The following is a 13013-nucleotide window of genomic DNA, read 5'->3' as shown; positions in this document are numbered from 1 at the left end:
GTTTCAGTTCAGATACATTTTTGTACATTCCATAGCCAATATGGCTTCTACTGTCGATGTATTTCATAGAGTGCTAACGCCCCCAAGCAGGGGCATATTTTTGCGTTTTGAGCGCAGCGAAGCAAAAATATGTCCCACTGCCTTGGATTGTTAGGCCTTCACCTATTATCTGGATGCACCATTTCTTTGAGAATATCCACTATATTCTGCGGAGAGAGGGGTTGGAAATTTAGGCTCTTCAAAACTGGTTTAAATACTGCCAGCATACGCCGATATGAGTCGATCGATGGGCAGTGGGAATTAAAGTTCCTCCCCTTAAATTCCTCAAAACGATCCAAGTCGTTAACTAAAAATGACGCTGTTCCCATATATTCAGATTCATTATTCCCATCAAAGCCAAGGAATTTTGGATTTTTGCCGAATGGTGCTGCTTCCTTTTCAACCCATTCTTTCTCTTCTTTGGATAGGTTTTTGTAGTTTCTTTCAATCATGCTCCACATATCGAGCACATCAAGAACTTCTTTCACAACCTCAGGAGTATCTTGCTCCTCGAACGGTATGCCCACGTATTTCCAAGGAATACTCCAAGTATTGTCAGAGAAAATAGCTGACCGGATAAAGTCAGGCTCTACTTCACCGTCAACGCCGAGCTTGTCGTAAATCTCGCTAAGCATTAACAGGATCAATTTTTCGCCGTCTGTAATCTTCATTTGGTAAATCCTTTAGCTTATTGAGACGTTTTCTTTTCGTTCATCAGATAGTTCTTTAACAAATGGCATAAAGCTGTCGATTTTGTAGTAAATACTTTTTCCAGCCGCTTTTTTATCATCAAAAGACTTAGCCTCGGAAAGGGCCTCTATATCGGGATGCAGATCTTGACAAAGCTCTTTGGCTTTATTTTCGAAAAAGTTATTAAAGTGAGAGCTATGCTCATTTATATATCGTGAATATTCTTCAACGTCCTTTGCGATTGAACCACAATTTATCCCCCTAAGGAGGGATGGATTACAAGCAGGGCCGACTGTTGAAACTATTTTCAGAATCCTGGTGGTCTCAGCATGAACTTGGGACACTTCAATTAGCTTTCTACGACTAACAATTTCGTCCCTTACTCTTTCGGCTTTGGTAGCCGCCCTTGAGGACTTGCGAGCTTCAACAAAAGCCCATATAGCACCACCAATTGATGCTATAGATCCGATAACCGATATCCATGTTCCGATCATACTCAAATTTCCGAATCCTCTAAGGGCCTAACGTAGAGCTTTGCGGCAATTTTGTAGCTGCGAAGCAGTGGAGAAATTGTCCGACAAGAGCGACTTGTTATGGCTGGACGCTGCCCATGCCAGCCCATTGCACTTTAAAAACTTGCTCTTCTTTCTCGTGGTCCGTGACTAAAACGCCTATGGCAATTACAAATTGGTCGCCGGCGTTGAAGCCAGAAAAGTCATTAAACCGTGGCGCTAACGTGGAGTTATTAAGCGTGTAATTGGTTACGCCAGGCTCCCAATACGCAGTAAATTGGTGCTCATTATCGATTATGAGCTGAATCGCGTTTGGTTCATTTGAGTCTTGCCCTGGCACAGGTGGAAAATGATAACCAGATGCATCTAACACAATTTCTATCGCAGGCTTAATCTCGTAGTACTCGCCCACTTGGCCTTCCGCTAGACCCATTTGGATATGCTGCTCATCAACTTTGATAATTTGCAAACCAGCAGCACTAGCTGTTACCGAAGCAATGCTTAACAACGATGCTAGAAATTTTCTCATGACTTTCCTTTCGGGCCATAACGCCCAAACTCACGGGCCAGTTTGTAGCCGCGGAGCGGCGGAGAAGTGGTCCCGTGCAGTGACTGGTTATGTGTTTGTTGCGAGATAAACATAGATCGGAACCAAAAGCCAAAACCCACCAAGCACACCATTGTTAATTTCTTTCCTTAAAACGAAGGCCTCACGGCCACCGATATAGATGCCTATGACCAAGATCAGAACCGCGACAAACAGGCACCAAAATAGGCTCAGGTACATCACAGCTGACAAGATCGCAAACACGACAATTGTCGAGCTCACAAAGGCCCCCATATGCCTTGTATTCGTGTTCCCACGACACGTATACCAGAACAGCCCTAAATAGAGCGATATGGTCACGACAGAAAATAAGGCTAGTTTCATAGCTGATTACACATAACGCCCGCAGCACGCGCGGCTTTGTAATGAAGGCGCAGCCGCAATGAAATAGCCGTCGCTGTGCCTGCGATTGTTATAGGTTTGCGCGGTACTTTGCATGACATTCTTTTATATCTTGTACCGCGCCTAGCAAGCCTTGCTCTTTTATGATTGGCCAAATGTCTCGAAGAAAGCACCTTGCCTCAGATAAGGGTAGTGCTAACATTTCTTCGGGCAGCCAGTCGTCATTCATCGCAAATTCGATGGTACTTGCAATGTCTTGATAAATTTTTCTGGCGTTCTCATCAGGTAGCTCGTTTAGCTGTTGCCATGCGCCATCATATTCAATGAGTTCTTTGATACGTGCAGAGCCTGGTGAATTTTCGTTCTCCCAGCGATTAGATCTAACGGCCTCTCTAATCATTGAGATTATTGCCTCCTGAGCCTGATCCATCTGATTACCTATAACGCCGCATTCAGCGGCTTGTCCGCTGCAATGCTTGGTTAGCAGTGATGCCAAACGAAAGTCCGAATAGAACCACTGCGCCTACGATCTGAGGTAACCAGTAATACAGAAGTGCCTCCCTTTGCGGTTCAATAAGAGCGATAACCACCAGCTCCGCGAAAAAACCGATCATCAATCCGAGCCTTTTCAGCCAAAAGTAAGAATCTATGATAGGCCTACCAGCAATATCAAAGGTTAATAGCGCCGCTGATGTAAGGCCAGCACCGCCCCCGATTAAAAGAGCAAAATATTGCAGCATCTCAAAATTACCCTTCGTCAAATCCAGTATCGTTGCTGGGACGATCAAAACCACACCAGCATTAAACAGGAGCACGGCAGGAGCAAAAGCGATAAAACTAAAGGGGTAAACCAATACTCTCAGGTTCATAAATTCGTCTACTGCTAACGCCCAAACCCACGGGCCAGTATGGAGCCGCGGAGCGGCGGAGAACTGGTCCCGTGCGGTGACTTGTTAGGGTCAGCTTTCACCACAGCTTGTACCACGGTTTTTTCCTTGAGGGGATTTGCTGTTGCTGTTGCTGATGCTGATGCTGGCGATGTAGTTGACCCATTAGAGCCTGGTAGACAACCATGCTAAAAATCTGGAGGTTGGCAACCTCAAAATTTCCGCCAAGCAAAGGATGTACCTTCCAGCCTAGACACTCATTTCTACTTGGCGACATGCCATGCCCAGCGGCAATGGGCTGCCAACCGGCAATAAAATTCTGCTCTAACCATTCGGCTGACTTATTGAATGTGTTGTACTCCTGGGCATTTCTGGCTAACTGAATGTAGTCACCCTCAAGTACAGAGAGCAGCCACAAACTACCATCTGGGTTGCCAAAAACCCAATCACCGAACACGGAAATGAAAAGCGGTGTATCAACGGAAGGGACGAGCCACTGCCACTCAGCGAGAAGTGCTTCAGTGTTGTATTCGGCCGCCTCAGTCATTAATGGACGAAATTCTGTCATTTGGAAGCCCTAACGTGTGAACTCATGGGCCGGCTTGTAGCCGCGAAGCGGCGGAGAGCCGGTCCCATGCAGTGACTGGTTATGAATTGGCAACACAGCCTCCGACCTTATAGACACGCTTCGTAGAAGCCGGATATTTGGCTAGGAGCTGAGCAGGGCGGATGGGCCTAGGTACGAAATTTCCGCCACAATTTGGGCACTGGTAGCTCAAGACCTCTGAGGCGCAAGAAGCGCAAAAGGTGCACTCGAAGGTACAGATCACTGCCTCGGTGGATTCTGGCGGCAAGTTCTTATCGCAGCACTCACAGTTTGGCCTTAGCTCAAGCATCGCGCTCTCCGTGCTGATTCATAACGCGGAGCTTTGCGGCAATTTTGTAGCCGCGCAGCGGTGGAGAAATTGTCCGACAAAAGCGAATTGTTAAGTTTTGACTGCATGGCCCGGACTCGAAGATAAACGAATAGCTATACATGCAGCAGCTAGCATAATGCCCGTGACACCACTTATTGCCACCAGCACGGCTAAAGCGTAAAACAGCCAAGGACCAAGGTGCTTGTTTGAATAAATGCAGTAACCCAGAGCAAACCGTCCAGCCAATAACACTGACTCAAAAGCCAAAGCACCAATAAATAGAGCTATGCCGCTATCCGGCGCTGCCCAAGAGTCCCAGCCTTGCCTTGCTTCAGGGATACTGAGCACCTTCAATACAAGCAGCACAAGACCGCTCAAGATTAGAGCTACACCCAGTCCTCTCTGTATCAACGCTCGGTTCATAATTCGTAAACTTAACGCCCGGCACACGTGCCGATTTGTAGCCGCGGAGCGGCGGAGAAGCGGTCACCGTGCTGCCGCTGGTTATGCGCTTTCACCATGACCTCCACCTAGTGGACGCCCACACTTTCGACATTTTTCAGTGTAGGGCCACGTTAAGGCGATGAGACCTTTCCCAGTGCTGAAGCTGCCGCCACATCCGTTGCATTTAAAGAAAACCATATAAGCAAATGAGGCGATTAAGAATGCGAGCAATATCAACAGCAGCGGTGACGCAACTGGCATTTGTAACGTAGTGACCACGAAAAATACTACGAACCCGATAGCCGCGGTCCAACGAGAAATTCTGAATAGACGCTCAGATCGCATGAAAGCTCCTTTTATCCGCATAACGCCCGAACTCACGGGCCAGTTTGTAGCCGCGGAGCGGCGGAGAAGTGGTCCCGTGCAGTGACTGGTTATGTGTCTGTTTCACCGAGGCCTATGAGTCAATGCCGATCAAAGCATCAATACCTTCATCCCTGATGGTGGCCTGTACTTCTTCCAAGGCTGCGCGATCTGTATCGAATTCGTCGTCCCATACCGTGGAAGTTCCAAACTCATCCACCACTTCTAAAAGCCAGCCACCTTTGTCGCCACGGTAAATTTCCACTTCGACGGTTTTGCCATCAGCGGTCAGTTTCTGGCAGAGGGGGCTCATCTCGAGTTCAAAATCATCTTCCATTACCGATCTCCAAGCTGGAATTTCTGTACACATAACGCAGAGCTTTGCGGCAATTTTGTAGCCGCGAAGCGGTGGAGAAATTGTCCGACAAGAGCGACTTGTTATGTGCAACTACCAAAAGAACCACTTTTTTTCGGCTGGTGCCTTAACCGCGTCTTTAACTTGCTCAAGGATAGGCGCTACGGACAGAAGCTTCGCGTCCTTTGAGTAAGTGGACGCCACTATCTCATAGGAGATGAGACCCCTAGCCTTCAAGGAACGTAGCGCCAACTCAACGTCGGGAGAGTTTAGGTTGACCATCAAGCTTGAGCCAGAAAAGCGCTCTACTGAATCACAGAGGAACTGGTGAAGGTCGGCCTCTGTGAAATGGTCTTTAGTAGCTGCGACATCCCCTATTGAAACGATGTTCGCTGATGCACCGGCAGATGCGCGAATGGAAGCTCCTTCGTACCACCAATTATCACCCCGACTTGTTGTCCATGCGCTATTCATATCGGCGACACCTGAAGCACATAACATTTATATAGTGGTTTCACCGACTGATATGTCGGTGATCGTTTTGTCTTTCTGGAATTTAGCTCAAAATCAGCTGTAAGCCCCACATTTTCCGGCCGCATGCCAGTCCTTTAGCATTCTGTCTCACCGACAAAACGATCATCGTGACTCATATGTCAAAAGGTTCAGGCTTTCCAGGTTATTGAATATCAAGCCAAAATTGCTTTTTCTGCCGTCGTTCTGAGATATGGGTCACAACGATCACGTTTCCCGCTTGTGTTGCCTTGCTATCTGACAAAAACTGGTTGTATATACAGCAAGGAGGCTTCTGATGGATGACATACCTGTTCCGCTTCCGGCGCGGCCCGAGCGTTTTATGGATCGCTTCAAGGCCCATATGCGCGCCAAGCATCTCGCTTACCGTACCGAAAAAACCTATTGCCTGTGGGTGCTTGATTTCATTCGTTTCCATCATCGGCGTCATCCGGAGCAGATGGGTGGGGAGGAGGTTGACGCCTGGTTGAGTTATTTGGCCAATGAACGGCAGGTTGCGATCAATACTCAAAAAACCGCGCTCAATGCGGTGGTCTATTTATACAGGCAGTTTCTTGGGCGCGACCTGGGTGATCTGCAGTTCAGCAAGACCAGCAAGGGGCGGCGTTTGCCTGTGGTGTTCTCCCACGAAGAAGCAATGCAGGTGATCGATAGCATGAACGGTGGCCACCAGCTGGTGGCTGGTCTCATGTATGGCTCGGGTCTGCGGGTCATGGAAGCCGTTCGGTTGCGGGTTCAGGATGTGGATTTTGCCGAGCAATGTCTTTTTGTGCGTGAGTCCAAGGGTGAGAAGTGGCGACGTACGCTTTTACCCCGTGCACTTGTAGAACCCTTGCGCACTCAAATAGGCCTCGCTTTGGCGTTGCATAAGCGTGACCTGGATGAGGGTTTTGGCGCTGTCTATTTGCCGGGCGCGCTTGCCAAGAAGTATCCGAAGGCGCCCACCAGCGCTCAGTGGCAATATGTTTTTCCGGCACCAAATAGGGCTATGGACCCGCGGAGCCAGGTGATGCGACGTCACCATGTGGGTGAGCAACAGGTCCGTCGTTCCGTAGCTGCTGCACTGGCCGGTCTGGCAATCCACAAAAAAGCCAGTTGTCATACTTTTCGCCATAGCTTTGCGACGAACTTATTGAAAGCCGGAACCGACATTCGCAGTATTCAGGAGCTACTGGGACACACGGACGTGAATACCACGATGATCTATACCCATGTGGTCGGTGCCCACTCCCGCGGTGTCACGAGCCCACTGGATGGGTAAGCAGTTTTGTTTTTTGGCACGCTACCGCCCCACCTGTGCGCCAATTTATACGCAGGGTGTAGCCGGTGTGAATCAGGGTGCAAGGGAAGATGCTTGGCGTCCGGTGCCTGCGGGGTAGGGGCTGAGTATCGTCCTTGCTCGGGACTGATAGTGCCGCACTTGGTGTTTGTTGCCAAGTGCGGAAAACGCTGTGGTAACCCCAGGGCCGGGGAGGGTGGCCCTGGAAAGGTTGCAGCGATATGTTGGGCTTTAACCCATGCGGTGCAGGGCGCAGATCTTGTTGCCGGACGGGTCACGCAGGTAGGCGAGATACATCTTCATGCCGCCGCCTTCACGTACACCCGGTGGATCTTCACAGGTAGTGCCACCGTTGGCGACACCAGCGGCGTGCCAGGCGTCTGCCTGTTCGGGATTTTCCATGGCAAAACCGATGGTGGTGCCGTTGCCGTGGGAAGCGGGCTCACCGTCGATTGGTTTGGTAAGTGCGAAGGTGCCGGTCTTGGTGAAATAGAAGCAACGACCCTTGTCGTCGATGACGCCGGGTTTGCAGCCGATAACGCCGAGTACGGCATCGTAGAAGGCTTTTGATTCCTGGATGTCGTTGGCGCCGAGCATGACGTGACTGAACATGATGTTTCCTTTGGGTTGCAGATATTGTTGTGCTTTTGAGCCTGGCTAGAGTTCAGTGAAACGCCGCCGCGGTCAACTGGAAATCGTAACGACCGGAGACGGCGCTTCTTCGCCATATCAGAAATCAAAATCCATCTTGGCCCACAGCGTGCGCCCCGGTTCATTGATTGCAACGGGGTCTGCAGGGTAGCCAAAGGCTGAATTGCCGGCGAGGTTGAGATGTTCGGCATAGGCCTTGTCGAACAGGTTGTCGACCCCGACGCTAAGCTTGGCGTTTTCGCTCAGGCGGTAGGCGCCGTTGATGGAGAATATGCCAAAGCCGGAACTATCGGACACATCCTGGCCCACCACATTCCCCTTGCCTTCGTCGATTCTGTTCTGCTCAGCGACAACCCGCCACAAGGCGCCGGCGCTCCAGTTTGCCTGTTGGTAATTCAGGCCCAGACGGGTTTCCAGCGGGGGCATCTGTGGCAGAGGCTGGCCGGAGCTGCTGTTCTTGCCCCAGGCATAGGCGAGTGTTGCGTCGCCGGTCCAGTTGGCATCAAGCTCGTAACGCATTCCGAGTTCGCCGCCAAGAATGCGCGCATCCACGTTATCCGCCTGACTGGTCCGCATGCCCATCATGTTGGTGCCATAGCTGAGCTGTATGTAGTCACGCACCTGGCCTACGTACCCGGATACCCAGGTCTGCAGTCTCGGGCCGTTGTATTGGGCGCCAATATCGAGTTGAGTGGTTTTTTCGGGACGAATGCCGTCAAAAGCGTTGAGATCACCCGCGGGCGCGATGCTTGGGGAGAAGAGTTCCCAGTAGTCAGGGAAGCGTTGCACGTGACCGATGCCGGCATAGAAGGTGGTCGGGGATTCGGCCATATCATGCTCGTACCGTGCAAAACCGCTGGGCAGGGTGTCGCTGCGAGTTTGGCCCGCGGTGGGGTTCGCACGGCTCATACCCATGCTGGTAATGCTGTCACGAAAGTCTTTGGTGGAGGCCCGATCCAGCCGCGCACCGGTGATGACGCGATCGAGGTCGCTACGATGCCAGGTCAGCTCGCTGAAGAGACCATAGTTGCGCATGACCGCGTCTTTGTCCCAGGCGAATTGATCAGCATCGGTGAAGGTGTCGCTCATCATGTTGTAACTTGAGGCCCGCTTGCGGTGCTCGCTACGCAGGGCGTCTACGCCGGACACCCATTCCAGGTCGGTCCAGTTCAGGGTGGCCGCAATGCGCCCGCCCACTGTACGACGATCCACCTGTGAGGCCATGGGCATCGGCATCATGCTGGTGGGGTCAGGTTGGCGCAGGCGAAAATTGTCCATGATGTGATCGGCGTAGTTGTAATAGACCCGTGCCTCGAGTTTGTCGATGACGCCAAGCGCGCTTTTCTCGAATAGCAGGCCCAGGCTTTCGCGGGCGAACTGCGTGCCGTCCATACCCCGCCCGGCGTACCGCGCTTCGCCATCGCCCCTGCCTGCACTGAGCTCCAGTAGCGTGTCGTCATCCGGCGTCCAGCCAATGGCAAGGTCGGTATTCCATTTGCTGTAGCGCGAGGGCACGGTGTCACCATTGCCGTCGCTGTAATCGTCGGAGCGTGCGTCGTTCCCGGCGAACCGGATATATCCATCTGCATTGCCTACGGCGCCGTCTACCAGTTTGTCGAAACGCCCGTGGGACCCGCCCAGCACGCTGGCGTGCAGTCTGCTATCGGGCTCCTCGAATTGCTCGGGCTGCCGCTCGAAACGGACGGTGCCGGCGGAGGCGCCAGGGCCCCAGAGGACGGTCTGCGGGCCTTTGATAACGGTCAGCAGGTCAAAGGTTTCTGGCGCTATATAAGAGCTAGGCGCATCCATGCGATTGGGGCATGCGCCCAGCATCTGTCCGTCGTTGACCAGCAGATTCAATCGTGAACCGAACATGCCGCGCAAGACCGGATCCCCATTGGTGCCGCCGCTACGAATCGCAGAGAACCCGGGGATGGTTTTCAGGTAGTCACCAGCATCGCTGGCGGGTATGGGCTGTCTGGCATCCTTGGGGTCGGCGATGATGATCAGGGGAGAGCTCTGTTGTACGGCGGTAACGACGGTAGGTGAAAGAAGAAGTGGCTCGACCGTTTTTTCGTTCGAGGGGTCTGATGCGGCCTGGGCTGCGGTGGCACCGCTCAACATGATGGCAAAGGCGATCTGACAGCGCAGCGTGTTTTTTCCAGAAAGGGCGTAAGGGTTTTGCATCGTTGTAATCCACAATTATTACCCGCGCACAAAAGCGGGCAAGAGACAGAAAAAGGCGTTTGGGGGTGTGGACGCAACGGCGCAGCCCAGCCAGCACTGGCTGCAGTTAAATCGGGCTGGAGACTAGCTGAACAGGACCGTCGCGCGGAGGGCGACGGGTGGTGCACGGGGATTGAGTGCTGGCCAGGTGAAGCGGGGCGCGGGCCTGTCGTTGTGACGGATTGCGCCTATTAGGCCGCGATAAGCTGGCGGGAATTCTACCCCCCATTCCAGGGAGGTCAGGGCGCTGCCATGCCCCAGGGCGCATAGCGGGCAGGTTAACTGCATATCACTGGATGAGTGGTGCGTCAGCTCCTCGTCCAGCATGGAATGGGGTATCGGATCGCCTGACCCGCAAAACACCAGATCAACGCTGTCTGGCGCCTGCCCACTCATCTGTCCCGAATGGAAGCCGAATGTCAACACGCTGAAAAGCGTGCAGACATATAGCATCATGGCGACTGAGAAGCGTTGATTGCGGGCGAGTTTCATCGGCTGATACTAGCAGCCTGCTTGTGCGCACACCATATGCCTGAACGTCGCAGGCCCGTGATGCAGTGCCGGCATTTAACCAGGTCTTAACCCTGCGGTATCGACACTCCTGGGCTTGATATTCACCTTTCCTGGCGCGATGCTGACCCGCTTTCACGCTGGCGCAGCCAGCGCACCCTGACGAGACCCTGAAAACATGCTGGACATTCTGCTGGTGGAAGACGATCGAGACCTGGCCGCGACCGTGATTCAATATCTGGAGCTCGAAGGTATCCGCTGCGACCACGCTGACAATGGTGTGATGGCCCTGCAGCTCAGCCAGGACCACGACTATGACGCCATGCTGCTGGATCTGAACCTGCCCCGCCTGGACGGCATCAGCGTGTGTGAGCGGTTGCGCGCCGACGGTAATGACGTGCCTATTCTGATGCTGACGGCTCGCGATCAATTGAATGACAAGCTCGCCGGCTTTCAGGCGGGCACGGACGACTTCCTGGTCAAGCCCTTCGAATTGCAGGAGCTGGTGGTGCGCGTGGTGGCATTGACGCGCCGGCGCAGCGGCCAGGCAAAGGTCCTGCAATGCGCCGATCTGCGTATCGACTTGACCGCCCATGAAGCGACTCGGGGCGGTACGGCTCTGAAGATATCGCCCACGGGCTGGAAATTGCTCGAGCATCTGCTGCGTGCATCACCCGCTGCCGTGCCCAGGCAAAAACTTGAGCAGGCTATCTGGGGGGAAGACGTGCCCGACAGTAATTCCCTCAAGGTGCATATGCACCACCTCAGGCGCGCCATCGATGGCGACTTTGAGCAGCATCTGTTGCATACAGTGCCGGGCTTTGGCTTCGCGATCCGGGAGGCGACGCTATGATGCGTCTGTTGGGCCTTAAATGGTTGGCTCTGCTGACCATTCTTACCCTGGGTATTGGGCTTGTTACCGGCTATACGCTGCTGTCCGCCCACTCCTACATGAGCGGCATGGACAACATTGTTGCCGGTCAGTTGGGCCGCGCAGGCATGCAAACCGTGGCATTCGAGCTGGGAATCCCGGCACCCCGGGAGGAGTACATCGTTACCCGTACCTGGGAGCAACAACCGGCAATCATTCGTGACTCATTTGATCAGCCGCCGCAGCAGTCGGGCGTGCTGTACAAAGTGTATGCCAACGAGGGCGAACCAACGGCCAGGCTGTACTTCGCAGTGCGGCAGGAAACCCCCGCCGGAGATCGCTTTGTTACCCAGCAACTGGCGCCTCTGCCCAATGGGGCAGGGCAGGTCATCTCCCCGGCTCAGAACCGGCTGATCAACCTGACACTGATCGGCCTGGGCATCGCATTAATGATCGGTCTGGCCGTTGGCCTGTTGTGGCGCAGAGTGTCGAGGCCGATCACAGCATTAGGCAATTGGGCCGCGGCTTTGAGTGAGCGCAATCTGAGCGAGCCGGTGCCGGATTTTGTTTATCCTGAACTGAATCAGTTTGCCGAGCTTGTACGGACCAGTCTCACGTCGGCCCATCAAGGGCTCGAGCGCGAGCAGCTGTTCCTCAGCCATACCAGTCACGAGTTGCGTACGCCTATCAGCGTAGTGCGTGCCAATCTCGAACTGCTGCGCAGGATCCAGAGCTCCACCCAGGCACCGCCTGATCCGCGGGAAACGGAGATCATCAATCGCATTGATCGCGCCAGTCTGACCATGAAGGATGTGACAGAAACGCTGCTGTGGCTGGGTCGTGATGACAGCTCGACCCATCCCTCTGTCATGCTGCGGGTAGACGAAATCATCGGGGAGCTGGTCGATGGCCTGCGTTATCTGTTGCAAGGCCACCCCGTCGAACTGGATCTGAATCTGGAGCCAGCCGAGCTCAATTTGCCAGAGGCGCCAACGCGCATCGTACTAGGCAACCTTATTCGTAACGCCTTCCAGCACACCCGCAGCGGCCGGGTAACCATTACCCAGCGTGGTGGTCACGTTGAAATCGTCAACAGCTTGAGTGAGGGCGAAGAGGCCTGCAGTGAGACCGGCTTTGGGCTCGGCCTGAAGCTCACTGAGCGTTTTACCGAGAAGCTTGGCTGGGGTTATACCAACGTGCCGGGAACGGCGGGAAGAAAAGTTGAAATTGTCTTGAACACGTTAACCCCACGTTAACGTGCGCTTTGGCATTGTCTCCCTCAAGGGGATCAAACCCCACCAATCAGGAGATCGACCATGCCAAGCCAGACTCTGAAACTTGTTACCAGCCGCTCCATTGGAGGTGCCCTGTGAACACCAACGCCGAGCACCCATCCAAGATGCGTATCCGTTGCCGCTGGTTGCGTCGTGGCGCTGTCTGCAAACGCTACGATGCGTCAGACAAGGCAAAGAATCGCCCGATGACTTCTACCGATCACTGATCCTGCAAGGTTCCGTATCTCTTGCAGGCTTGTGCTACTAGCTCAAGGCCTGTGAACGTTGTCAAAGTCATCCCCCTTGGGGGTTGCATGAATGCCATCGGCCTCCTGCTGCCGATAATACGCCTCGACGCTTAGATTAGGGTCGATTCGTGCTTTCAAGATACAAGGCTGCTGCTGCCATGGGTATGCCGCCAATTTTTCCCTCAACGCCCGAGCCTCATTGCGGCGCCAACCCTTCACATCCGTGTCACGCCAACGCCGCTCCGGTCGTTTGCTGGCTTTGTCATG

The 13013-nt window shown here is 53.4% G+C and carries 15 protein-coding genes; 4 read left to right on the top strand and 11 right to left on the bottom strand.

Annotated elements, in window-relative coordinates; all coding sequences use genetic code 11:
- Positions 1-158 precede the first annotated feature (158 nt).
- The 8 genes from IEV54_RS15245 to IEV54_RS15210 all read right to left on the bottom strand — a co-directional run bounded on the left by IEV54_RS15245 (position 159) and on the right by IEV54_RS15210 (position 5138).
- Positions 159-710 carry a YfbU family protein gene (locus IEV54_RS15245; RefSeq protein WP_150279454.1) on the bottom strand — a complete coding sequence of 184 codons (552 nt, stop codon included), beginning with the start codon at positions 708-710 and terminating at the stop codon, positions 159-161.
- Positions 711-722: 12 nt separating this feature from the next.
- On the bottom strand, positions 723-1229 hold the full coding sequence (locus tag IEV54_RS15240) for a hypothetical protein (RefSeq protein WP_150279453.1): 507 nt from the start codon (positions 1227-1229) through the stop codon (positions 723-725).
- 91 nt (positions 1230-1320) lie between these two features.
- Complete coding sequence (locus tag IEV54_RS15235) at positions 1321-1770, bottom strand: hypothetical protein (RefSeq protein ID WP_150279452.1); 450 nt, start codon at positions 1768-1770, stop codon at positions 1321-1323.
- Between the two features lie 490 nt (positions 1771-2260).
- Positions 2261-2620, bottom strand: coding sequence for a hypothetical protein (locus IEV54_RS15230; protein ID WP_188434308.1), 360 nt, complete (start codon positions 2618-2620; stop codon positions 2261-2263).
- Positions 2621-2642: 22 nt separating this feature from the next.
- Positions 2643-3059: a hypothetical protein gene (locus IEV54_RS15225; RefSeq protein ID WP_150278855.1), complete on the bottom strand. Its 417-nt coding sequence runs from the start codon at positions 3057-3059 to the stop codon at positions 2643-2645.
- Positions 3060-3156: 97 nt separating this feature from the next.
- Positions 3157-3645 carry a T6SS immunity protein Tdi1 domain-containing protein gene (locus tag IEV54_RS15220; protein WP_150278856.1) on the bottom strand — a complete coding sequence of 163 codons (489 nt, stop codon included), beginning with the start codon at positions 3643-3645 and terminating at the stop codon, positions 3157-3159.
- 79 nt (positions 3646-3724) lie between these two features.
- Positions 3725-3973 carry a DUF1272 domain-containing protein gene (locus IEV54_RS15215; RefSeq protein ID WP_150278857.1) on the bottom strand — a complete coding sequence of 83 codons (249 nt, stop codon included), beginning with the start codon at positions 3971-3973 and terminating at the stop codon, positions 3725-3727.
- A 922-nt stretch (positions 3974-4895) separates the two neighbouring features.
- Positions 4896-5138: a hypothetical protein gene (locus IEV54_RS15210; RefSeq protein ID WP_150278858.1), complete on the bottom strand. Its 243-nt coding sequence runs from the start codon at positions 5136-5138 to the stop codon at positions 4896-4898.
- 826 nt (positions 5139-5964) lie between these two features.
- On the opposite strand from IEV54_RS15210, the gene IEV54_RS15205 reads away from it, so the two are divergent.
- Positions 5965-6948, top strand: coding sequence for an integron integrase (locus IEV54_RS15205; RefSeq protein WP_150278859.1), 984 nt, complete (start codon positions 5965-5967; stop codon positions 6946-6948).
- Positions 6949-7197: 249 nt separating this feature from the next.
- On the opposite strand, the gene IEV54_RS15200 is transcribed toward IEV54_RS15205, so the two are convergent.
- The 3 genes from IEV54_RS15200 to IEV54_RS15190 form a co-directional block, all read right to left on the bottom strand.
- Positions 7198-7578 carry a VOC family protein gene (locus IEV54_RS15200; RefSeq protein WP_150278860.1) on the bottom strand — a complete coding sequence of 127 codons (381 nt, stop codon included), beginning with the start codon at positions 7576-7578 and terminating at the stop codon, positions 7198-7200.
- A 117-nt stretch (positions 7579-7695) separates the two neighbouring features.
- Complete coding sequence (locus tag IEV54_RS15195) at positions 7696-9804, bottom strand: TonB-dependent copper receptor (protein ID WP_150278861.1); 2109 nt, start codon at positions 9802-9804, stop codon at positions 7696-7698.
- A gap of 123 nt (positions 9805-9927) precedes the next feature.
- On the bottom strand, positions 9928-10335 hold the full coding sequence (locus tag IEV54_RS15190; RefSeq protein ID WP_150278862.1) for a DUF2946 domain-containing protein: 408 nt from the start codon (positions 10333-10335) through the stop codon (positions 9928-9930).
- A 196-nt stretch (positions 10336-10531) separates the two neighbouring features.
- Between IEV54_RS15190 and IEV54_RS15185 the strand changes: the two genes are divergently transcribed.
- From IEV54_RS15185 to IEV54_RS17455, 3 genes are all read left to right on the top strand, one after another.
- Positions 10532-11206, top strand: a complete 675-nt coding sequence (locus IEV54_RS15185; RefSeq protein ID WP_150278863.1) for a response regulator transcription factor — start codon at positions 10532-10534, stop codon at positions 11204-11206.
- On the top strand, positions 11203-12480 hold the full coding sequence (locus IEV54_RS15180; protein WP_150278864.1) for a sensor histidine kinase: 1278 nt from the start codon (positions 11203-11205) through the stop codon (positions 12478-12480). Before IEV54_RS15185 ends, IEV54_RS15180 begins: the two co-directional genes overlap by 4 nt.
- Positions 12481-12593: 113 nt before the next feature.
- Entirely contained in the window at positions 12594-12725 is a 132-nt protein-coding gene (locus IEV54_RS17455) for a hypothetical protein (protein WP_263363777.1), read from the top strand.
- Positions 12726-13013 lie beyond the last annotated feature (288 nt).

It is taken from the genome of Halopseudomonas salina (assembly GCF_014637955.1).
Classification (GTDB): domain Bacteria; phylum Pseudomonadota; class Gammaproteobacteria; order Pseudomonadales; family Pseudomonadaceae; genus Halopseudomonas; species Halopseudomonas salina.
The sequence above is the reverse complement of the archived record's forward strand: the minus strand, read 5'-3'. Positions and strand labels throughout refer to the sequence as shown.